Source organism: Hyalangium ruber (assembly GCF_034259325.1).
Taxonomy (GTDB): domain Bacteria; phylum Myxococcota; class Myxococcia; order Myxococcales; family Myxococcaceae; genus Hyalangium_A; species Hyalangium_A rubrum.
The window spans coordinates 135358-160576 of record NZ_JAXIVS010000009.1 but is presented as its reverse complement, the minus strand read 5'-3'; the positions used below and the strand labels follow the sequence as shown (position 1 = coordinate 160576).

At 68.9% G+C, this 25219-nt stretch carries 20 protein-coding genes; 9 read left to right on the top strand and 11 right to left on the bottom strand.

The features are described from left to right. Positions 1-2 precede the first annotated feature (2 nt). Together SYV04_RS25535 and SYV04_RS25530 are read left to right on the top strand one after the other, a co-directional pair. Positions 3-821 (top strand): helix-turn-helix domain-containing protein, encoded by an 819-nt coding sequence (locus SYV04_RS25535; RefSeq protein WP_321548502.1) that lies wholly within the window; start codon positions 3-5, stop codon positions 819-821. Between the two features lie 117 nt (positions 822-938). Beyond that, the gene (locus SYV04_RS25530) at positions 939-1730 is read left to right on the top strand and encodes a peptidoglycan-binding protein (protein ID WP_321548501.1); all 792 of its coding nucleotides are present in this window, start codon (positions 939-941) and stop codon (positions 1728-1730) included. Positions 1731-1737: 7 nt separating this feature from the next. On the opposite strand, the gene smc is transcribed toward SYV04_RS25530, so the two are convergent. After that, positions 1738-5337 (bottom strand): chromosome segregation protein SMC, encoded by a 3600-nt coding sequence (gene smc / locus SYV04_RS25525; protein WP_321548500.1) that lies wholly within the window; start codon positions 5335-5337, stop codon positions 1738-1740. A 306-nt stretch (positions 5338-5643) separates the two neighbouring features. Here smc and SYV04_RS25520 point away from each other — a divergent pair, with 306 nt between their 5' ends. Next, positions 5644-6321, top strand: coding sequence for a TapB family protein (locus SYV04_RS25520; RefSeq protein WP_321548499.1), 678 nt, complete (start codon positions 5644-5646; stop codon positions 6319-6321). Between the two features lie 99 nt (positions 6322-6420). Continuing rightward, positions 6421-8088, top strand: a complete 1668-nt coding sequence (locus SYV04_RS25515) for a LysM peptidoglycan-binding domain-containing protein (RefSeq protein WP_321548498.1) — start codon at positions 6421-6423, stop codon at positions 8086-8088. 24 nt (positions 8089-8112) lie between these two features. On the opposite strand, the gene SYV04_RS25510 is transcribed toward SYV04_RS25515, so the two are convergent. The 7 genes from SYV04_RS25510 to SYV04_RS25480 all read right to left on the bottom strand — a co-directional run bounded on the left by SYV04_RS25510 (position 8113) and on the right by SYV04_RS25480 (position 16482). After that, positions 8113-10161, bottom strand: coding sequence for a radical SAM protein (locus SYV04_RS25510; protein WP_321548497.1), 2049 nt, complete (start codon positions 10159-10161; stop codon positions 8113-8115). A 48-nt stretch (positions 10162-10209) separates the two neighbouring features. After that, positions 10210-10896: an SDR family NAD(P)-dependent oxidoreductase gene (locus tag SYV04_RS25505; RefSeq protein ID WP_321548496.1), complete on the bottom strand. Its 687-nt coding sequence runs from the start codon at positions 10894-10896 to the stop codon at positions 10210-10212. 62 nt (positions 10897-10958) lie between these two features. Next, complete coding sequence (locus SYV04_RS25500) at positions 10959-12224, bottom strand: hypothetical protein (RefSeq protein ID WP_321548495.1); 1266 nt, start codon at positions 12222-12224, stop codon at positions 10959-10961. Between the two features lie 46 nt (positions 12225-12270). Beyond that, positions 12271-12891 (bottom strand): FMN-binding negative transcriptional regulator, encoded by a 621-nt coding sequence (locus SYV04_RS25495; RefSeq protein ID WP_321548494.1) that lies wholly within the window; start codon positions 12889-12891, stop codon positions 12271-12273. A gap of 27 nt (positions 12892-12918) precedes the next feature. Then, on the bottom strand, positions 12919-13920 hold the full coding sequence (locus SYV04_RS25490; RefSeq protein ID WP_321548493.1) for an ADP-ribosylglycohydrolase family protein: 1002 nt from the start codon (positions 13918-13920) through the stop codon (positions 12919-12921). A gap of 4 nt (positions 13921-13924) precedes the next feature. Next, positions 13925-14539 carry a PH domain-containing protein gene (locus SYV04_RS25485; RefSeq protein WP_321548492.1) on the bottom strand — a complete coding sequence of 205 codons (615 nt, stop codon included), beginning with the start codon at positions 14537-14539 and terminating at the stop codon, positions 13925-13927. A gap of 65 nt (positions 14540-14604) precedes the next feature. After that, a complete protein-coding gene (locus tag SYV04_RS25480; RefSeq protein WP_321548491.1) occupies positions 14605-16482 on the bottom strand; it encodes a Vps62-related protein in 1878 nt (625 codons plus the stop codon). 162 nt (positions 16483-16644) lie between these two features. Here SYV04_RS25480 and SYV04_RS25475 point away from each other — a divergent pair, with 162 nt between their 5' ends. Next, positions 16645-18129, top strand: a complete 1485-nt coding sequence (locus tag SYV04_RS25475; protein WP_321548490.1) for a hypothetical protein — start codon at positions 16645-16647, stop codon at positions 18127-18129. Positions 18130-18154: 25 nt separating this feature from the next. Here SYV04_RS25475 and SYV04_RS25470 read toward each other — a convergent pair whose 3' ends face one another. Both SYV04_RS25470 and SYV04_RS25465 read right to left on the bottom strand, forming a co-directional pair. Continuing rightward, positions 18155-19537 carry a hemolysin family protein gene (locus SYV04_RS25470; protein WP_321548489.1) on the bottom strand — a complete coding sequence of 461 codons (1383 nt, stop codon included), beginning with the start codon at positions 19535-19537 and terminating at the stop codon, positions 18155-18157. A 4-nt stretch (positions 19538-19541) separates the two neighbouring features. Further along, positions 19542-20357, bottom strand: coding sequence for a tetratricopeptide repeat protein (locus tag SYV04_RS25465; RefSeq protein ID WP_321548488.1), 816 nt, complete (start codon positions 20355-20357; stop codon positions 19542-19544). A gap of 62 nt (positions 20358-20419) precedes the next feature. Here SYV04_RS25465 and SYV04_RS25460 point away from each other — a divergent pair, with 62 nt between their 5' ends. Next, positions 20420-21628 carry a CapA family protein gene (locus SYV04_RS25460; protein WP_321548487.1) on the top strand — a complete coding sequence of 403 codons (1209 nt, stop codon included), beginning with the start codon at positions 20420-20422 and terminating at the stop codon, positions 21626-21628. Positions 21629-21658: 30 nt separating this feature from the next. Here the strand turns inward: SYV04_RS25460 and SYV04_RS25455 are convergent, their stop codons facing one another. Further along, positions 21659-21784: a hypothetical protein gene (locus tag SYV04_RS25455; RefSeq protein ID WP_321548486.1), complete on the bottom strand. Its 126-nt coding sequence runs from the start codon at positions 21782-21784 to the stop codon at positions 21659-21661. A gap of 152 nt (positions 21785-21936) precedes the next feature. On the opposite strand from SYV04_RS25455, the gene prfA reads away from it, so the two are divergent. The 3 genes from prfA to murA are packed head-to-tail and all read left to right on the top strand — an operon-like array spanning position 21937 to position 25185. Continuing rightward, the gene (gene prfA, locus SYV04_RS25450; RefSeq protein WP_321548485.1) at positions 21937-23034 is read left to right on the top strand and encodes a peptide chain release factor 1; all 1098 of its coding nucleotides are present in this window, start codon (positions 21937-21939) and stop codon (positions 23032-23034) included. Then, a complete protein-coding gene (prmC, locus tag SYV04_RS25445; protein ID WP_321548484.1) occupies positions 23031-23909 on the top strand; it encodes a peptide chain release factor N(5)-glutamine methyltransferase in 879 nt (292 codons plus the stop codon). The genes prfA and prmC overlap by 4 nt, the downstream gene beginning before the upstream one ends. A gap of 10 nt (positions 23910-23919) precedes the next feature. After that, positions 23920-25185 (top strand): UDP-N-acetylglucosamine 1-carboxyvinyltransferase, encoded by a 1266-nt coding sequence (gene murA / locus SYV04_RS25440; RefSeq protein WP_321548483.1) that lies wholly within the window; start codon positions 23920-23922, stop codon positions 25183-25185. The last annotated feature ends 34 nt before the right edge of the window (positions 25186-25219 follow it).

The window sequence follows — 25219 nt, the reverse complement described above, 5'->3', positions numbered from 1 at the left end:
CGATGCACCTGGGAGCCACACTGCGTTTGTTGCGAGTGGATGCGGGCCTCTCTCTGAGAGACCTGGCCCGCCGCATTGGCGTCTCCAGCGCGTACCTCAGCCGGGTGGAGCACGGCCTGGACGCGGTGCCCACGCCCGAGCGGCTCGCCGCCATCGCCCGGGAACTGGACGTGCCCCCCACGCTGCTGATGGACGTGGCGCACCGGGTGAGCCCCTTCGTCTCCAGCTACCTGGAGCAGGAGCCCGGGGCCGGACAGCTCTTCCTGGACATCGCGCGGCGGCGGCTGACCGGGCCGCAGCTTGCCCGCGTGCGGCGGCTCCTCGACGAGGAGTTTCCCCTGCGAGAGGCCCGCCGCGACGAGCCCGTGCCCACGCTGGCGAACCTGCTGGCTCCCGAGCGGCTGGTCGTCCAGCTCTCCTGTGCGAGGCTGGAGGATGCGCTGGATGTGGCCGCGGGGCGTCTGACCTCGGCCTGCCCCGGAGTCGGAGCCGCGCAACTGGTGGCGGCGCTGCGGCAGCGCGAGAGCGAGGTCTCCAGCGCGGTGGGCAATGGCGTCGCCGTACCCCACGCCCTCATCGCCGGCACCCATCCCACGGCGGCGCTGGTGACCCTGGCCAGCCCGCTGAGTGTGGACACGCCGGATGGGCTGCCACTGCGGTTGTTGGTGGTCCTCGTGAGCGCCGAGCGGGGGCGTTCCCACCTCGTCCGGCTGGCCCATGTGGCGCGGCTGGCGAGCCATGGCCTGGCGGATCGCCTCTTCGAGGCCCAGCACCCCCAGGAGCTGCTCGAGCAGCTGGGCGCCATGGAGACCCTGTGCTGAGCGCCGCGCGGGGCTGAGGAGAGGCAGGCGGGAGAGCAGGGAGCGCTCGCACCGGGGGGCTTCTCACAAGTCCGGCGAGCCCGCTCCACCTTGAGGCGTACGCACCCGGAGGTTTCCATGCCCTCGCCCTCGCTCCACCCTTCGCTCGCCTCCAGCACCCTGAGCCTGAACTCGCGCGGCCCGGAGGTCGCCGAGCTCCAACGCAGGCTCGCGGCGGCGGGCTTCGCTCCCGGCGCGGCGGATGGCCAATTCGGCGCGAGGACCGAGGCGGCGGTCCGGGACTTCCAGCGGGCCCACGGCCTCACCGTGGACGGCGCGGTGGGCCCTCGGACCTGGGCGGCGCTCGGAGTCCAGGCCGAGCCGCCCACGGCCGCCACGGGCGGGGGCATCTCCCTGCAACAGCTTCAGGACCTCATGCCCAGGCTGTCGGACAGCCGTGCCGCCGCGTGCCTGCCCCACCTCAACGCCGCGATGGCCGAGGCGGACATCACCACCCCTCAGCGCCAGGCGGCCTTCCTCGCGCAGCTGGCCCACGAGAGCGGCGAGCTGCGCTTCTTCGAGGAGATCGCCTCCGGAGAGGCGTACGAGGGACGCAAGGACCTGGGCAACACCGAGCCGGGGGATGGCCCTCGCTACAAGGGCCGGGGCCCGATCCAGCTCACGGGCCGATCCAACTACCGGACCGCCGGTCGGGCGCTGGGCATCGACCTGGAGGGCAATCCTACCCGCGCCGCGGACCTGGACATCGGCTTCCGCGTGGCGGGCTGGTACTGGAAGGGCCGGGGGCTCAACGCGCTCGCGGACGCGGGCGACTTCCGGGAAATCACCCGCCGCATCAACGGGGGCTTCAACGGGCTGGCCCAGCGCGAGGCCTACCACCGACTCGCGCTGGAGCTCCTCTCCGTGTAGCCGTGACTCAGGCCGCCGAGATGTTGTCGTTGGCGGCCTTGGCCTCGCGCAGCTTCACGCTCACCAGCTTGGAGATGCCCGGCTCCTCCATGGTCACGCCGTAGAGCGTGTCGGCCACTTCCATGGTCCGCTTGTTGTGGGTGATGAGGATGAACTGCGACTGGCTGCTCATCTCCTTCACCATGTCGTTGTAGCGGCCCACGTTGCCCTCATCCAGCGGCGCGTCGACCTCGTCCAGGAGGCAGAAGGGCGTCGGCTTGATGAGGAAGATGCCGAAGATGAGCGCCACGGCCGTCAGCGCCTTCTCGCCACCGGACAGCAGGTTCACGCTCTGCAGCTTCTTGCCCGGCGGCTGGGCGACGATCTCCACGCCCGGCTCGGCGCCCGGCCCCTCGTTGGTGAGCACCAGGCTGGCCCGCCCGCCGCCGAACAGCCGCGGGAACACCGCCTGGAACTTCTCGTTCACCACGTCGAAGGTCTGCTTGAACCGCTCGCGGCTCGTCGCATCGATGCGGGTGATGGCCTCCTTGAGCTGCTCCAGCGAGGCCGTCAGGTCCTTCTTCTGCGCCGCCAGGAAGTCGTAGCGCTTGGACAGCTCCGCGTGCTCGTCGATGGCGGTGAGGTTGATCTCCCCCATCTTCTCCACCTGGGAGCGCAGGTCCTTCAGCTCGGCCTCGGCCTCGGGAGGCAGCGGCGCCAGCAGGTGGTAGCGGTGCAGCTCCAGCTCCAGCTCCACCTGGTGCCGCTCGCGGATGCCGGCCGACAGGTGCTCCACCTCCAGGGCGATCTCCCGCTCCTTGAGGGAGATCTGCGACAGGCCCTGCATCAGCTCGTCCACCCGGCCGCGCAGCTCGCGGAACTGGGTGTCCTGCTCGCGCACCTCGGCCGAGACGGCGGCGTGGGTGGTGCGGCGCCCCTCGAGCGTCTCGGCGGCCAGGCGGTGCTCCTCGGCCCGCTTCGAGCGGCCCCCGTCCGTCTCCTCGATGCGGTGCTTGAGCTCGTCCGTGCGCGCGGTGCCCTCCCCCACCACCACCCGCAGGCGGTGGACGCGGTCTTCCATCTCCCGCTTCTGGGTGAGCAAGCTCTCCAGCTCCTTGCGAGCCGCCTCGCCGCGCTCGCTGCCCGCGGCCACCTTGATGCGCAGCCCCATCAGGTCCGAGGACGCCGTCTCCGCCCGCTGCTTGAGGTTCTCCATCTCCCCGGAGAGCTGCCGCACGCGCTCCTCGCGCCCCTCGCGGTCCGCCTGTCCGTGGGCCACCTCGCCTCGGCTGTTCTCCTCCTCATGCACCAGCGCCCCGTGGGAGTGCGCCAGCTGCCCTTCCTCCTGGTCCAACGTGGCCAGCCGCTCGCGCACCCGTGCCAGGTCCTCGCTGGCCTTGTGCAGGTCCTTCTCCTGGCTGGCGAGGTTCAGCTCTTCGGCGTGCTGGTTCTTCGCCAGCCCCTTGAGCACCGTCTCCGTCTGCCCCATCTGCTTCTGGAGCGTGTAGTGCCGGGTGAGGATCTCGTTGTAGCGCTCCTCCACCCGGGCCACCTCGGAGGCCAGCTCAGCGATCTCGCGCTTCTTCTGCAGCGCGCCCACTGCCGCGCCCTCGCGCTCACCGCCGGTGAGGGTGCCATCCGCCCGCACCACCTCGCCCTCCAGCGTGACGAGGGTACACACCGGGCCCCCCGCCGCCGCGTACGCGCGCGCAGAGGCCATGTCCTGGACGATGACGACGTCCCCGAGCAGCAGCCGAACCACCGGCCGCAGCACCTCCTCGTACTTCACCTCCGCGAAGGCGCTGCCGAGCACCCCGGGCCGGCTGTAGTCCGGCTCCACCAGGGGCGCCTGCGCCTCGTCCAGGGGCACGGGCAGGAAGCTGCCCCGGCCCTCGGAGGCGGACTTCAGGTAGTCCACCAGCTCGAAGCCCTTCTCCCGGCTCTCGACGATGACGTGCTGCAGCCGCTCGCCCAGCGCCGCCTCCACCGCGCGCTCGAAGCGCGGCGGCGCGGTGAGCACATCCGCCACCAGGCCGAAGATGCCCTGCTCGCGGAACTGCTGCCCGGCGCGCACCATCACCGCGCGCACACCGCGGTCGAAGCCCTCGTAGTTCTTCTGCAGCTCCTCCAGCGAGGATAGCCGGCTGCGCTTGTCGGCCAGCTCCTCGCGAAGGCTGATGACCTGGATCTCGCTCTCGGCGAAGGCGGCGCGGGTGCTCGCCAGCGCCTCCTCCTCCTGCGTCTTGCGCGCGGCCAGCTCGATCGCGTTGTGGCGGCTCTCCTCCACCATCTGGAGCACCTGGGTGCGCGCCCCATCCAGCGCCTGCTCCTGCGCGCGCAGCCCTTCCGTCTCCACGCGCAGCTTCTCGCGGCGGGCCTCCAGATCCGTGCGCTGGCGGGCGAGGTTCACCAGGTTGGACTCGTGGTTGGCCAGGCGCGCCGCCACGGCCACCAGCCCCGCGCGCTCCTGCTCCAGGCGCAGCGCCACCTCCGTCTGCAGGTGCGTCACCCGGCGCAGCTCCTCCTGCGCCACCTGCATGGCGACCTCGTCCTCCTTCCACGCCCCGGCGATGCCCGTCAGCTCCGCCTCGCGCGCCGCCATGGTCTCGGCCATCTCGGCCTGCCGGGCCAGCAGCGGGCTCAGCTCGCCCTCGGCCTGGGCCACGCGGGCGCTCGTCTCCTCCAGATCCTTGCGCCAGTAGGCCAGGTCCTGGTCATCGCGCTGCACCGCGCGCTCCAGCGCGTGGACCTCGCTGGCGAGCTTCTGCAGGGCCTCGGCCTCCGCCTCCAGCTCCGCGCGGCGCCGGGTGATGGCCTCCTCCAGCTCGCGCACCCGGTCCAGGTTCTCGCGCTCCTCGGAGCCCAGGCTCTCCAGCCGCATCCCGAGCACCTTCTTCTCGGCCTGCAGCTCCAGGTAGCGGTGGCTGGCGGCGTGCAGATCGATGTCCCGCATGCGCGCCTTGAGCTTCTTGTACTTCTCGGCCTTCTTCGCCTGGCGCGACAGCGTGTCGAGCCGCTTCTCCAGCTCGTTGGTGATGTCCGTGACGCGCAGCAGGTTGGCCTCGGTGGCCTCCATCTTGCGCTCGGCCGCCTTGCGCCGGGCCTTGTACTTGGTGACGCCGGCCGCCTCTTCGATGATCGACCGGCGGTCCTCCGGCTTGCTGGAGACGATCAGACCCACGCGGCCCTGCTCGATGATGGAGTAGGCCTTGGTGCCGACGCCCGTGCCCAGCAGCAGCTCGGTGATGTCGAGAAGCCGGCACGTCGTCTTGTTGATGAGGTACTCGGACTCGCCGTTACGGAACAGGCGGCGGGTGACGGTGATCTCCGGCAGGCCCTGGTACTGCGGAGCCAGCCCGTCCGTCTCCTCCATGGCGAAGGTGAGCGACACCTCGGCCATGGACAGCGGCGGCTTGGACTCCGAGCCGTTGAAGATGACGTCCTCCATGCCGCGGCCGCGCAGGTTCTTGGCGCTCTGCTCGCCCATGGCCCAGCGGATGGCGTCCACCACGTTGGACTTGCCACAGCCGTTGGGGCCGACGATGCCGGTGACGCCTTCGCCGAAGCTGAAGACGCTGCGCTCCATGAATGACTTGAAGCCAGTGATGTCCAGGCGCTTGATACGCATCCAGCGGTGCTCCTGTGCGGCGTGGTGCGCGGGTGTGGAAATCGCTCCAGGGCCGAAAAATCGGCCTCCGCGTGTGGTCAGCTGTACCAGCCGAGTATGAGGGGATCAAGCGTGACCATGCAACGTGTGACCCTACATTTCGGATGACGCCCTGTACCGTCGCCGGTGAACGGTAAGGGGTTGAAAAGTGAGAGACGCACCCTACCTTCCCGGTGATCCTTCTGGAGGCGTCCTACGTACCAGCCCTTGCTAGCCCTCTCGCTCCTCCTCGGGGCGAGCCCGGAACCACTACCTCAGCGGTCTGACATGGCCGTGGCCGAGGCCCCCTGCCCCAACCCGTACTTCCCGCTGGAGAACGGGCTGAAGCTGACCTACCGGGCGGGTCGATCTTCGGAGCTGACGCTTTCGACCCAGGGAGTGACCGCCGTGCCGGAGGGGGTGAAGGGACTCCTGGCGGTGGAACTCAAGGGAAAGCGCGGCGAAACCGAGGCCTTCTGTACCTCGGAGGGCGTGCGCACGGGGCTTGGCGGCCTGGAGGGCACGCTGCTGTCGGCCTCGGGGATGCAGGTGGAGGTGGTTTCCTCCGAGGGGGTGGTCGTCCCACCGTCGGTGAACATGGTGCCGGGCTCGGTGTGGCGCAATTCGCTGTCGGTGAAGATGCAGCCGCCCGAGTCGGCGAAGATGCCGGGCATGGTGATCGCCACGACCTTCGACAAGGAGGCCACCGTCGTCGGGGAGGAAGAAGTGACGGTCGGCGCGGGCACCTTCAAGGCGGTGAAGGTGAAGAACACGACCACGGCGCGGGCCAGCCGCCCGGGGGCGAAGGGTCGGCAGATCGACAGCTTCATCTGGTTCGCGCCCGGGGTGGGCATCATCAAGGTGTCCACCGGGGACTCCACGGACCTGGAGCTGCTCAAGGTGGACCGGCCCGTGGCGGCTCAGAAGGCGCCGGTGGCGAACAAGAAGGCCACGAAGAAGCTCTAGAAAAATTTAGCGCGAAATCTTTTTCGGAAACTCCGCCGGATTAGGCCCGAGAACTGCTGTGTAAGCCGCACGCTTCCACAGCCCTCCCGAGAGCCCATCATGCGTATCGCCACGAACGAGATTCCCAAGTCTTTCCAGAAGGTTAACTCGCCCATTTCGACTGCCGCCGCGACTGCTCCCCTCGCCTCCCGGAGCAGCCTGCCCGCGGACGGCTTCGAAGCATCCCAATCAATTGGTACGCGTTCCACGGCACGCGTTGACGCGTTCCAGGCCACGGGCACGGTCTACACGGTGCGCGCGGGAGACACGCTCTCGGGCATTGCCCAGCGCTTCGGCACCACGGTGGACGCGCTCTCTCGGGCCAACAGCATCACCAACCCCGACCGCATCTACGTGGGCCAGCAGCTCAGCATCCCGAGCGGCACGCCGACGACGCCCACCCCGCCTCCGAGCACGCCTTCCACGTACACGGTGCGCGCCGGAGACACGCTCTCGGGCATCGCCCAGCGCTTCGGCACCACGGTGGATGCGCTGATGCGCACCAACGGGCTGTCCAACCCCGACCGCATCTACGTGGGCCAGACGCTCACCCTGCCGGGCGGCACCTCGGCGCCGACTCCACCCACGACGCCGACGACGCCGGGCACGCCCAGCACGGGGCCGCTCTCCAACGCGCCCAACCACACGTTCACGCTCCAGGAGCTGTGGCCGACGATCGAGCGCTACGGCACCCAGTACGGCTTTGATCCGAAGATCCTGGCCGGCATGGTCTTCCAGGAGTCGAGCTTCAAGAACCACATCGTCCACCTGGATGGCACGGGCCATGGCCTGCTGGGCTACGACGACAACGGCCTGCTGGGAGAGTTCGAGGCGTGGGTGCGCACCACGCAGCCGGGCCAGCAGAACTTCTACGCCGGGCGCGGCGCCAACGCGGTGAGCATCCCGCCCGAGTGGCAGCTGGAGTTCGCCGCCAAGAAGCTGGCCGACTTCTCGCGGGCCTACGGCGGCCCGCACGCCGCGGCGCGCGCGTGGCACCGAGGCCCGGGAGGCATGAACGACTGGCGCGGCCAGCAGTACGAGCAGCTCATCCGCAGCCACGTGCAGACGCTCTTCCCGGGCGGCCAGACTCCGACCGTGCCCAGCACGCCCACCTCGCCCCCCGCAGGCGCGGGCCTGCCCACCACGCTCCAGGAGGCCAACCGCTTCTTCCTCACCCAGTGGGGCCCCACTGCCTCCAACAGCGGAGGCAACCCCTACGGATTCAATGACTGTGGCCCGACCTCCGGGGTGATGGCGCTGGCGGCGCTGGGGCTGATGACTCCGGCCACGGCGCAGACGGCCTCCTCCTCCATCGACCGAGTGCGCGACGCGGTGCTCGGCTACGACAGCACGTACTCCACGCGCATGGGCACCTCGCAGCTCGCCCAGGGCCTGCGGGCGCTCGGGGCGCGGACGACGACGCTGTCTGGTCCGGTGGTGAGCGCGGTGGATCAGGCGCTCGCGCGCGGCAACCCGGTCATCCTCGGCGGCTACGGCGCCTGGAGCGCCTGGGGCTCCAGCCAGCTCGAAGTCGGCAACTACCTCAACGGGCGCGACCCGGGCGGCCACTTCATCACCGTGCTCGGCAAGACGCCCGAGGGCCAGTACCTCGTCGGGGATCCGCTGGTGCGCGGCGGCACCCTCACCGTGAGCGCCCAGCAGCTCGCCACCTTCTACGGCGGCAACGGCTTCGGCATCCTCGAGGTGTCCCGCCCCGCGGCGGCCTGAAGTACGCCCGGAAGCGCGTACGACTCAGGGCGACGAGCCACCCGCACGGGACGCCAGGTCCCTGCGGATACGGTGCAGCGCCTCCGCCAGTGGATTGTCCGGCTGCACCCGGACCCAGGCCCGCGCTCCCAGGAGCGCCTCCAGCTCGATGAGCGCCTTCAACACACGCCCTGGCTCCAGGGTGTTGACCTCCACGGAGATCCACCGCGCCTGCTGGCCGACCTCGAGTCGGTCGTCTGGCGTCAGGTACGGACGCAGGTGCGGAACGATGTCGGGCGGCCCGGCCTGTGTCTCAGAGAAGCTGCCCGTCACGAGGACACGCTTGCTGGTGAGCACCTGCGCCGTGCCACCCTGACGCTGGGCGAGAAATCCCAGCCGTGGCCCAAAGTGGTCCTCCTCGAACAGGACATGCGGGCCAGCAACGGTGAACGTGCCACTGAGGTCACGCGCGTAGCGGGAGGCGGCCTGTGCCGACTCGAATCGGGCCCACATGCGCTCCCGACCGGCCTTGGGGACGCGGGACGCCAGGTGCCGCTCGAGCCGTTGCTCCTCGGGAACCCTCACCAGTTCCGCCGAGACGACCGCGCCACACTCCCGAGCGATGGCCTTGAGCCTCTCGACTCGGACCTCCAGGGACTCGGCACCGCGCGGGGTCCCCCCGAAAGAGACGAGTCCATACAGCTGATTCGCGTGACGAACGAAGGGCTCGAACTGCTCCTGGCTCAGCGCCTGCTCCAGCTCGCCGAGCGCGCGCCCCTCTTTCGCGCCGAACCCGATGGCCAGCGCCAGCGGGTCGTGTCCGTGAATCTCGGAGTGGACCGCGCGCCCCTTTCGCTTCCACAGCAGTGCCCGCAGCGAAGGGAAGTCGTCCCCCAGTGTCATGTCCGTATGGAGCAGGACGGTGCTGCCAATGGACGTCATCACCTCCGGCGAGTACTCGCCCTCCCCCGCCGAAATGCCCTCCGCGGCCAGCAGTTCCTTCCAGCGCTCCGGGTAGAGACTTCCGGGCTTCCAGTCGGGAAGGAGCGCATCGATATAAGTGCTGGCCTCCTCGGAGGTCTCGAAGCGGCCCACCAGCACGCAATCCCCGCTGTTGTTTCCCGAGAAGCCGCGCCAGATGCGGACACCCTCGGGAAGCGACTCCGCCCGCGGGGTGCTCGCCCGCGCACAGCCCTGCAGTGGCGAAGGAGCCGACAGCCGCTCCCGCCGCCCGGTCCACGCCGCGAGCACCTCCTCCGCGGAAGAGACCTGAAAGCCCGAGCCATGGAAGGAGCAGGCCTTCAGCCGCCGGTCGGAGGTGAGGGTGACGAAGTCCAGACCCGCGCCACAGTCGCCCCCAAAGAGCCGAGGAACCTCCACCAGGGTATCGCCGAAACAAACGGACAGCCGCGCGCGGAGGGGACTCTCGGCGATCACGGCCGTGAGCCGGGCCTCGTCCGCCGCGCTCAGCCGCAGTCGCGGGTCGTTCCCGACGTAGCGCAACACGGCGGCATCGCGACAGCCTCGCTGGTGAAGCATCCGGAGTTGTGCCGGCAGTTCGGACACCCGGTCCGGCGTGGCGAGGAGGTTCGCGCCAAACCGCTGCCCCGCGTGGGCGAGGCGCTGGATGCACCCTTCCCAGTCATTGTCCTCGTAGAGCGACACGCGGACCTCGCCAAGGTACGGAGACAGCCGCGCCAGGCGCTCTTCGGAGAGCAGCGTCCCGTTGGTGGTGAAATGGACCGCGAGCGGCGTTTCGGTTGCGAGCCGGCGAACCAGCTCATCGAAGCCCCGGAAGGCCAGGGGCTCACCTCCACCGAAGGCAACTTCGAGGGTGCCCGCACGGGAAAGGCCCTCCAACACCTCGAAGGCCGAATCCACCGTCCATTCGCTCCGGGCCTCCCGGTCTCGTGAGCAGAAGGTGCAGGCGAGATTGCAGGCATTGGTGATGCCGAACAGCACCAGCCGGGGCGCCCTGCGCTTCAGGTGGCGGGTGTGCGGGCCATCCAGTCGGAGATTCGTGCCCGTCTTCCGGTGGAACCAGAGGAGCGCGCCATCGAGGGCGTGGGGGCGCCAGTCCGGGAAGGGCTGCATGCGGAACCTCGGTGTGGGGGAGCAGTGGCTCCCCTCGGAGCGGGTTCGCTACGGAAAGTTGATGGTGGCTTCCGTGCGGCCCTGATGCAGCTGCCAGAACTTCTCGGCGATGTCCGACGCCTCGAGCGTGGCCTGGCCGGAGTCGAACGCGGTGCCCTTGACCTGCCCGAGGACGACGATCTCGCCCACGTAGACACCGTCGCCCGCGAGCTTCTGATGGAGCAGCCCGGCGGTCTTGTGTTGCGCGGCCTTCGCCACCGCCAGCCCCATGGCCCCCCAAGAGACCGCCAGCGCATCCACCTTCGGGTTGTAGGACGAGAGCCCGCCACCCGTGATGAGCACCGCGCCCTTCTCTTTCTTGAGATCGGGCAGCGCTTCCTGCACACCGGCCACCAGCCCGGTCACCGCGACGTCGAGGGGCGTGCGCAGCTCCTCGGCGGGCGCGGTCGTCAGATCGCCGGCCCCGCCGGTGTACGCGTTCCAGTGGAGCACCGCGACGGGCCCGAGCGACGCGCGGACATCGCGGATGAGCGCACGCACGGCCTGGGGATCACCCAGCTGGCAGGAGAAAGCCTTCGCGGTGATGCCAGCGGCGGAGAGCGCCTCGGCCGAGGCCTTCAGACGCTCCGCGTTGCGAGCGACGATCGCGACCGCGAACCCTTCCTTGCCAAACCTGCGCGCCACCGCATCGGAGATTCCAGGCCCGTGGCCACACACGACGATGGTCCGTTTCATGGGCTCGATATAGCACGCCCCCCACGGGCGGAACGCCGGCGCGAGCCAACCCTGAATACAACTCAACCGATCCGAATCACCGAGTCCCCGAGGTCTCGCAGATCCGGCACCTGCGCCCTGTGGATGGGCAGATGCTCGTAGGCGGGCAGGCGCGGGTAGAACTTGCTGAGCCGCAGCAGCCGGGACGTGGCGTAGCGAACGCCATGGGCGTCCGTGAAATTGATGGTGGCGTTCTCCTGCAAGTAGAAGCTCCAGTGTCCGAGTCCGCTGCGGACTCCGAACACCGAGCCCCAGGCCGCACAGCTGGTGACGACGAGGTTATGCGGTGGCAAGGCCCAGGCAGCGGTGATCTGCTGGCGGAACTGATCGACGCGTCGGGTCGTCTTCGCACCCTGGGGGTCGAGCGTCCCATCCGCGATGTAGTGCGCCTTGTTCACCTCGCCAAAGTTGTCGCTGGCGCGCCGCGTGAACTGGGAGCGGAGGAAGAACAGGTACCGCCAGACCGCTGCGGCGTCATCGCGGAGCCGAGCGAAGCGCACGGCCCCAGGTAGCGCGGCGTCCATGTCCGGCCAGGGCGGAGTGATACCTGCGTGATAGACGATGGGGTTGTTGGTGGGCCCCTCCACGAAGACGGAGCAGCCGTTGATCCCGGCCGTGAAGAACAGGTTCGGGCCCCCCGCTGCCGGCAGTGTCATTCCGGTGATGCGCGCGGAGCGCCACGGCAGGAAGTACATGTTCAAGCCCTGTGCCCGCTTCGTGACGGGAGCGTACGTGAGCTTGAAGGCATAGAAGGGCATCCCGCTGGGAGTCAGCACCATCGGTGACACCATCGGATCCACGCCAGCGCCATCCACGGTGACGAGCCCATAGTCGACGTGGTGGGGCTGCCTCAGCAGCCCATCGCAGGGCAGGACGGGACAGGCCCGCAGGAAGTTCAGCGAGTAGTCCCGCAGCTGCGCCAGGCGTGGACGCAGCGTGTCGATGTCCACGGTCCCGTCATAGGCACGCCAGCGGCCTTGGAGCGCGCCATCAATGGTTCCGCGGACGGCGGCATTGGCCAGCAGGTTCTGGACCGTGACGGCGTTGACGTTGTTCAGCACGATGGCGGCGAGCGCCGTGGCGCGCAGTGCGCGCCGCCGTGACGTCTCCGTGGGGTTGTGGAACCAGCCGCGATCACCGCCGACGCTGATCTGCGCGGAGAGCTGGTCCGCCGGAACAGTGCCGATCGCCGGCATCCGCCCTTCGATGTGCGTGCGTGCCTCGCGCCCCAGGAGTTGCTCGAGGTAGTTGAGCGTGTCGCGGAGCCTGTCGTCCGAATCCTTCGCCATACCCGTCCGCACCCGAGGGTAACACCCGGGGCAGGCAAGGCACGTTTTAGGGAGAAGCGTGACGAGCCATCAGCTCCGCGAGTTCCCGGTCCAGGGCATCCTCACTCCGGCGCAGTGCCGCGATGACACCCGCCCGGTCCTCGCTGCTCTTGTTCTGGCTCAGCTTGAGCTTGCCTTCCAACCGGGTGATCGACAGCTCGAAGGCGACGATTCCCCCCTGCAACCCTTTCACGTACGCCTCCGCGGACTCCATCCGCCAGGGCTGCTCGAAGCGGGACTCGTGAAGGTTCGTCAGCTCGCGGAGCACATCCACCACCGCCGCGGGCTCCTCGATCAGGCGAGCGCTCCCGTAGGCATGGACGACCGCATAGTTCCAAGTGGGCACATTCGGTGCCTTCGCGTACCAGGAGGGCGAGACATAGGCATGCGGGCCCTCGAAGATGACCAGCACCTCACGCGTGGTGCTCAGCCCCTTCCACTGAGGATTGGCCCGAGCCACATGGCCCAGCAACCGGTCCCCTTCCGGTTCCCGCCGGACGATGACCGGCAGGTGTGTCGCGACGGGGACGCCCTCTTCCACGGTGACGAGCGTCGCGAAGCTGTAGCGCCGCATCAGCTCGAAGAGAACGTTCGGATCATCGACCTTGAAGTGGCGGGGCGTGTACATGGCCGTCCTTGGAGGCGTTACGGCATCCTACCCCTCCGCGAGCAGCAAGCGGGCGTCCGCCAGGAGCTCGCCCAGTCGCAGCAACCTGGCGCGCTGCTCGACTCCCTCCACCCACTCGGAGGGAATGCCTTCCAGCCCCACGCGCGCCCCACAGAGGGAGCCGGTGATGGTGGCGAGGCTGTCGGAGTCCCCGTCGGTGTTGACGGCCTCGAGCACCGCCGTGCGGTAATCGTCCGGGTGCCGCCAGAAGCAGTAGAGCGCGCAGGCCACGGCCTCCTCCGCCACCCAACCCTCGCCGAGCGCGTGTGGCCCCCGCTCCCGGTCGATGAGGACCTGCTCCGGAGGAAGCTCGATGAGCGCGGGGACGCGGGAGAAGCACGCGTCGAAGTCAGGACTCCTGCCGCCACAGCGGCGCATGACCTCGGCGTGCATGTGCGCGGGCGAGGCGCCCTGGAGCGCGAGCGCCACGAGCAGCGCGGCGGCGGCGCTGCCCTCGAGCGCCGCGGGGTGGCCATGGGTGAGGCGAGACGCGTCGCGTGCCACCTCGGCCACCGTGTCCAGGTCCTCGTAGTAGAGGCCAATGGGGGCCACGCGCATGTTGGCGCCGCAGCCCTTGGAGTGGGCGACGCCCGACTCTCGCCAGGACACGCCGGAGGCCAGCCGCTCGCAGGCGATGCCGGTGGTCTCCCCCGGGGCGCGGTTGTTGTCCTCGGAGCGGTGCCACTGGACGAAGCGGCTCGCCAGCTCCCGCATCAGCGTGTCACGGTCCGCGCGGCCGGCGGCGAGCAGGGCCTCGGCCACGCAGAGGCTCATCTGGGTGTCGTCGGTGAAGGTGCCCGGCGGATGATCGGGCCCGGTGAAGAAGGGGCGCGAGAAGCGGGGATCCTTCAGGCGGATGAATCCGGTGATGCCCTCGGGCGCCAGCTCCTCCTGGAGCTGGCGCCGAGTACGGAACTCGGCCGGGTAGCCGAGCGCGTCTCCCACAGCGAGGCCGACGATGGCGCCCTTTATGTGAGAGAGGGACTTCACGGCATTACAACTTGATGTACCGCTCGAACACGGTGCCGAAGTCCTTCACCCAGTACTTCTGCTGAGCGCCGGCCAGCCACGAGAAGGCGGCCTGGTTGAGCTCCTTGAAGGCCTCCACGATCGGCTGCTGGCCCGCCTGGCCACGGCCGAGCGTGGTGGAAGCGACCTCGACGCTCGCCTTGGCGTGGCCGAGCGCCATCTCGTTCTCGTACATCATCTCGGAGATGCGAAACAGCGCCTTGTAGAGGTCCTTCACCTGCTCGATGTGCTTCTTGTGTACGTCGATCGAGAAGTCCTTCGAGCCGAGGCGGAACTTGATCTCCACGTCCATGTCGATGGTGCCAGCCGTCTCGAGCATCACGTTCGAGACAGGGTGGGTGCCATAGGTGTAGCGACGCAGCATGCGCTTCTTGCTGGCGGCGCTGGTGCCGTCGAGGTGGACGAGCGCCTTGTTGGTGAAACAGTACTCATCGGACTTGGACTTGATCAGGAAGTAAATCTTCTCCTGATCCTCGTGCATCACATAGTCGTCAGCGTCCACCTTGTCGTAGTCGGCCGGCGCAATGACCGAGCCGATGTCGCTGAGACCGAGGGCATCCGCGGCGAGTTTTCCGAACATGTCTGTTCTCCGGCTGAAGGGGAAATAGGGGCGTACGGCCCGGCGGGAGCATAGGCGAAGCGGGGTCAATCCAGGGGCAGGAAGTCTGGCTGCGACGCGCTCTTGGACATGGGTCCTGTCGGCCCGTCATTGAGCACGCACTCCCCCGCCACCGGCTCCGAGAACTCGCAGCCCGACTTCGGGTTGCCCCAACGGCTGGAGAGGTTGAGCCAGGACAGGCTCCCCCCGAACGACCCTTGCGGCTGCCAGGCGAAGGGAACCAGGGAGTTCCACGTGTCCCATGCGATGCCGCGTCCGGTGTCGTCCGCCAGGAAGTCGCCGTTGGGCAGGTTCTTGTAGATGTGCCGCGCCGCGTCCGGGTACACGCCGTGGGAGCCCTGCGCCGAGTAGATCTCCGGGCGCCACCCCACCAGGCTCAGGCTCTTGTCGCCGAAGTTGAACGTCTGCCCGCTGGCATGCTGACTCAGGTACACCTGCGATGGGCGGCCATCCACGAAGCGCACCGTCGCGTGCTCCCAGTCACCCACGTGGTTGCCGAAGGTGGAGTAGCCCCCCGCGCACCCCCAGGGCGAGTACCACCCGATGCACACCCGCTTGCCGTTGTTGTACGGGTAGAACATCCAATAGATCACGTCGGTGACGTTCGTCGGCACGCCCCCCTGCGTTCGGGTGATGAGCTCCGCGTACACCGGCACTGGCGTCTGATCCGGCCGCTGGCCATCCAGGAACTGGGGATCCGTGCAGGAGTCGCACCCCAACGACTGGTTCGTCACGAGGAAGCCGCCCGCCTCATGCACGTTGGCCAGGTGGAACTCCGTGGATGAGGGGAAGTAGGACTCGTCCGGGTGCATCCACACACGCGGGGCAAAGGCCACCGCCGTGGCCGCATCCACCGGCAGCCCCGTCAACTCCGGGTTCGCCGTGGCGCTCTTGTTGAGGGCCCAGTAGCGGCTGCCGCCCGTGTCCGAGTGGCTGGGCCGGGCGATGAAGGTAGACGCATGCAGGCCGCGATGATCCGCCGGCACGGCCTGCCACAGCGCCACGTCATGGTCCGCGCCAGAGCCACTGTCGTTCCACACCCAGTTCGGGTTGGCCGGCAGCACGTACTCGCTCTTCACGCAACGGATCAGGTCCGTCGAGGGCTTGTTGTAGCCCAGCACTCCCACCGAGCCGAGGCAGGTGTAGCCCGCGGGCGCGACTGGCTCCCAGAAGGAGCCATCGTACGTCCCGCCCGAGCCCCAGTCGCTCCACACCCAGGTGTAGTCCACGGGCCTGGCGAGCAGATCCCCCTCGCCCTGCACCACGAACGTCATCCTTGGGGAGGGCCCTCCCGCGCCGTCGGGCATGGCCACGTCGCCCAGCGAGTAGAAACCCGGGTGCTGGCTGAGGTTCGGGCGCCAGATGGAGACATCGTCCGAGGCGCCCGTGCCGCGATCGTCGTAGACCCAGAGGAACTGCGTCGCCGCCTTGAGGGTGAGCCGCTGGGAGAAGCGCAGGGGCGCCTTGTCCGAGCTCAGCGTGAACTCGGCGCTCTGGCCCGCCGCGTAGGTCGCCGCCACCAGTTTGTACGTCCCCGGAGCCAGCGTGGCGGACAACCGCGAGTTGTAGCCGCCCCCGCTGTCGTCATCCTGGCCGAGCACGTTGCCGCTCGCGTCCAGGAGGTAGAGGTACGTGTCCGCCGCCGAGGTGAGCGTGAACGTCACCGTGGCCGTCGGGCCCGCATGGTCCAGGATGAACACCCGGTTGCTCGGGCTGGAGGGGTTCCGCCCGCCCGAGCCGAGCCAGCGACCGTAGATGGTGTTCCCCCGCAGGCTTCCGCTCAGCGCCTGCTCCTCCTGCCCCGGTTCGGGAACCTCTTCCTCCAACATGCCGCCGCAACCCAGAGCGGTCAGCAGCGGCAGCACGACGAACGGGATGCGTGCATCGAAGCAGCGGATCTTCATGCGGACCCTCGGGTTGGAATTCCAGGGAGCGCATGTTTCACCCACAGTGCGGCTTTTAGCAAGCCGGGGCTTCCACCGCGCGGCTCACACCGTGGAGGGGCAACACGCACGCGCGCCGGGCCGATAATCCATATCGAAGAGAATTTTAAGAGAGGACTCACCGTGAGCACGGGCGGAATCCAGCGGTCGGGAGTGCAGCAGTCCATCGCGAAGGCCTTGGAGACGAAGGCGCCCGCGGGTGTCGGCACCGGTGCGGCCCGTCCCGCGTCGGGCGTTCAGTTCCGTGATGGCTTCGAAGCGCCGCGGGCCGCGCTGGCGAACCTGACTGGCAACCCCGTCGCGGCGAGTGCGGCCAGCACAAGCGCGCTGGTCCAGTCCGACACGTCAGGCACCGGCGCCCTGCTCACCGAAGCGCGGCAGCAAGAACTCCGCGATCGGGTCGACGCGGAGCTGGGCAAGCCCTGGTTCTACTCAGAGGTCCTGGCCGATCCGACCCTCTCCCAGGCGGAGCGCGACTTCCTCTATGCGCACGTCGCCTCGAACCCAGGGAACGCATGGATGTTCACCGGGGGCCAGATGCCCCCTGTGCCGCTCGAGCAATCCCTGGAGATGGCCAACGGCGTCGCGCGCGCCTACGAGCAGGGCCTCATCACCGACGCGCAGATGTCGGCGTTCCTCGATGCCATGTCGCCCGAAGAGGCGGCCAGTTTCATCCAGCAGCTCTCGCTCAATCCGGACAACTGCCGCCCTGGCGGCTCGGTCGATCGGGTAGCGCAGATGCTGCTGGCCAACGCGCCCGCCGGCCCGAAAGGAGATGGGATGCGCGCGGCGGCATACTTCGCGCTCTCCTCGACCCCGGAGCTCGCCGCCACCATTCCCGAGGACAAGCGCGCCGAGGCGTTCACGCTGATGACGAACTTCCTCGAGTCCGGCGGGCTCTTCGAGGCGTTGGCTGGGGTGAACCCGCAGCTCACCGAGCGGCTGAACGCGCAGCGGTACCAGGCGCTCGCGGGGTTCTACGGCACCTACGGCGAGCAGCTCGTGCGGGAGGCCTCGGTCCCCCAGGCGGACCGCTCACAGGTAAACCTGCAGGTGGCGCTGGCGGACTTCTTCTCCAAGATGGTGTTCGCGCCGGAGGCCTCGAACATCCAGATGCCGAATGGGGGCACCGTCGCTGATCACGTGGTGGCGTCCACCGATCGCATCGGCGCGGCCATCATCGACCAGGTGACCAACGCCGCGCCTGGCGACGAGCGCGCCGCCGCGCTCACGCTGCTGGCGACGCTGTCAGGCACGGTGGGCGCGGGTGCGGACATCGCCCTGCGGACCTACAAGGACGAGCTCGAAGCGACGCGCGAGTCCCGGGAGCGGTTCGCCGGGTTGCTGGGTGGGCTCGCCCAGGCGATCACCCCGCCCACGGTACCGGGCGCGAAGGCCGTGGCCAGTAAGTCGGTGGAATGGGTCGCCAGCGCCGCGCTCCAGCGCTGGATCGAGGATCCCGAGGCTCCCGACTTCTCCGCCAGCGGCGCCTTGATGGGTCCGTGGGAGGCCGCGCTCTACGAGGCGTCTCCGGAGGCCTACAACGACTACAGCGGCGTCTACGCGAAGGTCCGCCAGGACATCGAAGACGAGATCAACCGGCGCTAGGGAGAGCCCGTCTCTCCAGGAGGGGCTATCCCGTCCCTCGTCCCGACGGCGCCGAGGCATTCGCGGTGCCATCCGTGGGCGGCGGCGCCGTGGGCTTGGGCGCGTTCTGCGGCTCCACCGTCACCCGCACCACCCGGGGCCCATCCACCTCCTCCACGAGGATGCGCCACATGTCGAGCTTGAGGTTGTCCCCCTTCTCGGGAACCCGCCCCAGCTTCGTCATCAGGTAGCCGGCGATCGTCGTCACCTCGCCCTTCTCGTCCTCCTTCAGGTCGAAGGTGACGTCCAGCCGCTCCTCCAGATCGTCCAGCTGCGCCGAGCCTGGCAGCTCGAAGCGGCCCCCCGGCAACGAGCGCACCTCGTCCATCCGCCGGCCCAGCTCCGCCACATCGCCCACCACCTCGGCCACCACGTCCGCGATGCTCACCAGCCCCGACGTGCCGCCGTGCTCATCCACCACCAGCGCCATCTGCCGGCGTCGGCGGCGGAACTCCGCCAGGAGCTGCTCCAGCGTCACGTTCTCCGGCACGAAGAGCACCGGCCGCTGCACCTGCGCCAGGGCCCGCAGCTCCCCTTTCGACAGCAGGAAGAACAGGTCCTTGGCGTTCACCACGCCCTCCACCTCGTCCAGGCTCCCTCGGCACACCGGCAGCCACGTGTGGCCGGCCGCGCGCGCATCCAGGATGTTCTTCTCCAGCGACTCCTCCACATCCAGGTACTTCAGCTGGTTGCGGGGCACCATCACCTGGCGCGCCGTCTTCTGCGCCATCTCCAGCGCCCGCTCGAGCAGCTCCGCCCGAGAGGTGGTGATGGAACCCGCCTCCGCGGAGCTGTGGAGGATGACGCGCAGCTCGTCCTCGCTGTGCGCCTCGTGCGCCTCGCTCGCCGACTCCAACCCGAAGGCGTGCAGCAGCCGCCGGGCGATGCCGTTGAGCAACCAGATGGCCGGGTAGAAGACGACGTAGAAGGCGCGCATCGGCAGCGCCACCGCGAGCGTGGTGGCCTCCGCGCGCTGGATGGCCAGGCTCTTGGGCGCCAGCTCTCCCACGACGATGTGCAGGAAGGTGATGATCGCGAAGGCGACCGCCACCGACGCGCTGTGCGCCACCGTGGCCCGTGCCTCCTCCGGCACCACCTGGGCGATCAGCGGCTCCAGCAGGTGCGCGAACGCCGGCTCACCCAGCCAGCCCAGCCCCAGCGAAGCCAGCGTGATTCCGAACTGCGTGGCGGAGAGGTACGCGTCCAGCTTCTCCACCATCTTCAGCGCGTTGCCCGCGCCGGGGCGCCCCTCGTCCGCCAGCGCCTGCAGGCGCGTGGCGCGGATCTTCACGATGGCGAACTCCGTCGCCACGAAGAAGCCGTTGGCGAACACCAGCAGGATCGCCAATCCGAGGAAGACCCATTCCATCGCGTTAGAACAACGCTTCGAAGTCCGCCTCGCCCTTGAGCGAGTCGAACATGGGGTCGGTGGACAGCCAGCCCATCACCTTGTTGCGGTCCGCCGCCAGCGCCTTCTGGAGGAAGGTGACGGCATCCTTGGGCCGCCCCCACAGCGCGTAGAGCGCCGCGAGGTTGTAGTTGAGCAGCAGGTCCTCGGCGTTGAGCGCCCGGGCCTTCTCGTAGGCGCGCTCGGCCTCGGCGTAGAAGCCCTTCTGCGCGTAGCAGATGCCCAGGTCCAGCTGCGCCTCGAAGTTGTCCGCCTCCAGCCGCACCACTTCCTTCAGCTGGTTGATGGCCGAGCGGTAGTCCCCCTCGTCCATCTGCAGCGCGGCCAGCTCATGGCGGGGGAACGGATCCTGCGGATCCAGCTCGATGGCCGTCTGAAGCTCGCGCATGGCCTCTTCCAGCCGCCCCTGGTCCGCATAGGTGAGACCCAGGTTGAGGTGCGCGTCCGGGTACTCCGGGTCCAGCTCGATGGCCTCCCGGTACTCCTCCACCGCCATCTCGGCGGCGTGGGTGGAGAGGAAGCAAGCGAGGTTGTAGTGGGCGGTAGCGCTCTCCGGCTCCAGCTTCAGGGCCAGCAGGTACTCGGCCAGGGCCTCGCGGAACAGCTTCTTCTCCGCGTAGACGGTGGCCAGGTTGTCGTGGGCGTGGGCGGAGTTCGGATCCAGCTCGATGGCCTTCTTGAACTCCTTGATTGCCTCGTCCAACCACCCGCGGTCCGCCAGCTCGATGCCGCGTGTGTTGTGCTCGTCGGAGAGCGCGATGTTGTCCTTTTCGCGGGCCATGAAATCGCGGGCAATCTACGCGTCGCCAACTGAAGGGCGCAAGGTAGAGTTTCCCAAGACTTATGCGCCACGCCGCCCTCTTGCTGCTCCTCGCCGCCGCCTGCGCTCGCAGGCCCGTGCCCTCCTCCGAGCCCTCGCCGGTAGAGGGCGCGTCCACCTCCACCGCGAGCGCCTCACCTACGCCGCAGGCCGCTGTCACCCAGCCGACACCCCCGCCGCCCCCCGTACAGGTGAGCGAGCCGCCTCGCCCGGTCACCCTGCTGGTGGGCGGAGACGTGACGGTGGGCCAGCACTACCAGACCTACTTCGACGAGCAGGTGGGCAAGGGCCGCTCGCGCGAGGAGATGTTCGCCCACGGCTTTAAAGAGGTGAAGGCGGTGGCGGACACCGCGGACCTCTTCCTCGTCAACCTCGAGTGCCCCTTCACCGAGCGCGGGGAGAAGCTGCCCAAGAACTTCAACTTCCGCGCGCGCCCCGAGTTCGTGAACACCCTGCTCTCCGGTGGCGTGGACGTGGTGAGCCTGGCCAACAACCACCTGATGGACTACGGCGCGCAGGGGCTCATCGACACGCTGATGACGCTGGAGCAGGCGCGCATCCCCTACTTCGGCGCGGGGCGCACCCTGGCCGAGGCGCGCCGGCCCGCCACCGTCACCGTGGGCGGCGTGCGCTTCGCCTTCCTGGGCTACTTCTTCCTCGGAGACCGCAACATCGAGCCGCCCCAGGTGTACGCCACGGAGACGACGCCGGGCGTGGCGGGCCACTTCTCGGACGTGGAGGTGATGGAGCGCATGCTGCGCGAGGACATCCTCGCCGCCAAGGCGCAGGCGGACGTGGTGCTGCCCTTCTTCCACTGGGGCCGCGAGAGCACCTACGAGCCGCTGCCGTACCAGGTGCGGCTGGCGCGCGCGGCCATCGAGGCGGGCGCTGGCGGGGTGCTCGGCAGCCACCCGCACGTGCTGCAGGCCATGGAGCTGCACCAGGGCGCTCCGGCCGTCTACTCGCTGGGCAACTTCGTCTTCGGGGGCCACTGGAACCCGAAGGACAAGCGCAGCGCGCTCTACAAGGCGCGCTTCTCCCCGGGGGGTTACCTCTCCAGCGAGATCATCCCGCTGCGAACGGACCGCTACCCGGACTTTCCCTTCCAGCCCATCGTCGTCACCGGCGCGGAGGCGGAGGACGTGATGCGCCTGCTGGTGAAGAGCTCGGCCAAGCTCCCCCGGCTTCTGCCGGAGTTGGAGCCCTACCGCTCGCCGGGCCCCCTCCCCTGAACGGACAGGAGAGGAGGCGGCCGGGGATGGCTAGCGACGGGGCTTGTTGTTCTGCCCGCGCTTGGCGCGCACGCGGCGGCGCTTGAGGACCGCCTTCTTGGTCTTGGCGCGGTTGGACAGCTTCTTCTTAGAGCGATTTCCCTTTTGGGCGGGCATGTAGAAGGACTCCAGTGCAGATGTTGAGCCGCAGTGTAGAAGCGGCAGCGGGCGCCCTTCTTTCACGCTCCCGCCCGTGCCACCAAGGAATTTCTTGATGCCCTCCGCCCTTGCCAGCGGCCGGCCAACGGGGCAATACCCCTGGAACGACGATGATTGACAAGCTTGAAGAGGTCGAGCGCCGGTTCGAGCGCCTCACCGCCGACCTGTCCAACCCCGAGGTACTCTCCGACACCAGTCGGCTCCAGAAGGTCTCCAAGGAGCGTGCCGGCCTGGAGAAGCTTGTCGAGGCCTTCCGCGCCTACCGCAAGGTGCTGGACGACCTCAAGGAGGTCGAGGCCTGGCTGGATGGCGGGGATGCGGACGAGAAGGCGTACGCCCGCGAGGCCCTGCCCGGGCTGAAGCAGCAGCGCGACGAGATGGAGGCGCAGCTGAAGATCCTCCTGCTGCCCAAGGACCCGAATGACGAGAAGGACGTCATCCTGGAGATCCGCGCGGGCGCCGGTGGAGACGAGGCAGGCCTGTTCGCCGAGGAGGTCATGCAGATGTACCTCCGCTACGCCCAGAGAAAGGGCTGGTCGGCGGAGATCGTCGACATGAGCCCCGGTGCGGTGGGCGGCGTGAAGGACGTCACCATCACCCTGTCGGGTCCGGCCGTCTACAGCCACATGAAGTACGAGTCGGGCGTGCATCGCGTGCAGCGCGTGCCAGCCACGGAGACGCAGGGCCGCATCCACACCTCCACCATCACCGTGTCGGTCATGCCCGAGGCGGAGGACGTGGACGTGCAGATCAACCCGGCCGACATCGAGATGCAGGTGATGCGCTCGACGGGCTCGGGTGGCCAGAGCGTGAACACCACGGACTCGGCGGTGCGCCTCATCCACAAGCCCTCGGGCATCGTGGTGAAGTGCCAGCAGGAGAAGAGCCAGACGAAGAACCGCGCCCAGGCCATGCGCATGCTGCGCGCCAAGCTCTATGAGATCGAGCAGGAGCGCATCAACTCCGAGCGCGACTCCATGCGCCGCGGCCAGGTGGGCACCGGCGACCGGAGCGAGAAGATCCGCACCTACAACTTCCCGCAGGATCGGCTCACCGACCACCGCATCAGCCTCACGGTCCACAACCTGCCGGGCATCATGGCCGGAGGCATCGAGGACGTGATGACCGCCTGCCGGACCTACTATCAGGCCGAGGCGCTCAAGCAGCAGACCGGTGCGTCCGCGCCGCCGCCCAGCCCCCGCGCATGAGCGACACCTGGACCATCCGCAAGGTCCTCACCTGGACGACCCAGCACTTCGAGAAGCGCGAGGTGGATGCGCCTCGGCTCACCGCCGAGGTGCTGCTCTCGCACGTGCTGAAGATGAGCCGGGTGCGGCTGTACGTGGACCTGGACCGACCGCTCTCCAAGGAGGAGCTGGGCTCCTACCGCGCCCTCATCGAGCGGCGCATGGCGGGCGAGCCCACCCAGTACCTGACGGGCGTGAAGGAGTTCTACAACCGCCCCTTCAAGGTGGACGCGCGGGTGCTCATCCCCCGCCCCGAGACGGAGTTGCTGGTCGAGGCCGCCCTGCGGGCCCTGCCCAAGGACGCGCCCTCCCAGGCCCTGGATGTGTGCACCGGCTCCGGGTGCATCGCCATCAGCCTGGCCGCCGAGCGCCCCCAGGCCTCCGTGCTGGCCGTGGACGTGTCGCCGGACGCCTGTGCGCTGGCCCGGGAGAACGCCGAGGCGCTCGGAGTGGCCGCCCGCGTCTCCATCCTCCAGGGCAACCTCTTCGAGCCGGTGCCCGCCGACGCCCGCTTCGCGCTGGTGGTCTCCAACCCGCCCTACATCGCCTCGGGGGAGATTCCGGAGCTGTCGGCGGAGGTGCGCCGCGAGCCGCACCTGGCGCTGGACGGGGGTGCGGACGGACTGGCGCTCATCCGCCGCGTCATTGAAGGGGCCCGCCGCTGCCTCCAGGCTGGCGGCCTCCTTGCAATGGAGATTGGGGAGACCCAGGGAGAGGCCGTCCGGGAGCTGCTCCAGGCCGCGGGATTCATGGACGCGCGCGTGGAGAAGGACCTGGAGCGGCGAGATCGCCTGGCATTTGGGACACAGCCTGCGGCCCACGGGCCACAGTCGTGAGACGGGACAGATGGACAAGATCGTCGTGAAGGGAGGCCCCGCGCTGCACGGGGAGGTGAAGGCTTCGGGGGCCAAGAACGCCGCGCTCCCCATCCTCGCCTCCTCGCTGCTGGCCGACGGGACGAGCACCTACCGCAACGTGCCGGACCTGGTGGACGTGGCGACCATGCTCAAGGTGCTGCGCACCATGGGCTGCGGCGCCGAGCGGCTCACCGGGCGCCGCAAGGACGTGTGCGAGGTGACCGTGGGGGCGAACATCGTCCCCGAGGCCCCGTACGAGCTGGTGAAGACGATGCGCGCCTCGGTGCTGGTGCTGGGCCCCCTGGTGGCCCGCTATGGCCGGGCCCGCGTGTCCATGCCGGGCGGCTGTGCCATCGGCGCGCGGCCCATCGACCAGCACCTCAAGGGCCTGAAGGCACTGGGAGCGGAGATCACCCTCACCGAGGGTTACGTGGAGGCCCGCGCCAAGCAGCTCAAGGGCGGCACCGTCAACTTCGACGTCATCACCGTCACCGGGACGGAGAACGTGATGATGGCGGCGGTGCTGGCCAAGGGCCGCAGCGTGCTGGAGAACTGCGCCCGCGAGCCCGAGGTGGAGGAGCTCGCCCGGGTGCTCAACAAGATGGGGGCCCGGATTGAAGGCGCGGGCACCTCCATCATCACCATCGACGGGGTGGACAGCCTGCGTCCGGTGGAGCACACCATCCTCCCGGACCGCATCGAGGCGGGCACCCTGCTGGTGGCCGCGGCCATCAGCGGCGGGGACGTGCTCGTCAAGCACGCCCAGCCCGAGAACATGGAGGCCGTGGTCCTCAAGCTGCGCGAGGCTGGCTGCACGCTCACCACGGAGAACGGCGGCATCCGCTGCAAGGCGCCCAAGGCCATCCAGCCGGTGAACGTGACCACCACGGAGCACCCCGGCTTCCCCACGGACATGCAGGCCCAGCTCATGGTGCTGATGTGTGTGGCCAGCGGCACCTCTGTCATCTCGGAGAACATCTTCGAGAACCGCTTCATGCACGTGGCGGAGCTGCACCGCATGGGCGCCGACATCACCATCCAGGGCCCCACGGCGGTGGTGAAGGGCGTGAAAAAGCTGTCCGGAGCGCCCGTCATGGCCACGGACCTGCGAGCCAGCGCCTCCCTCATCCTGGCGGGCCTGAGGGCCGAGGGGAAGACCGAGGTGGCCCGCGTGTACCACCTGGATCGGGGCTACGAGCGCCTCGAACGCAAGCTGCGGAGCCTGGGGGCGGACATCCGCCGGATGAAGGCCTGAAGGTTCGCTGGCAACAGAACGCTCGGCGTGGGTT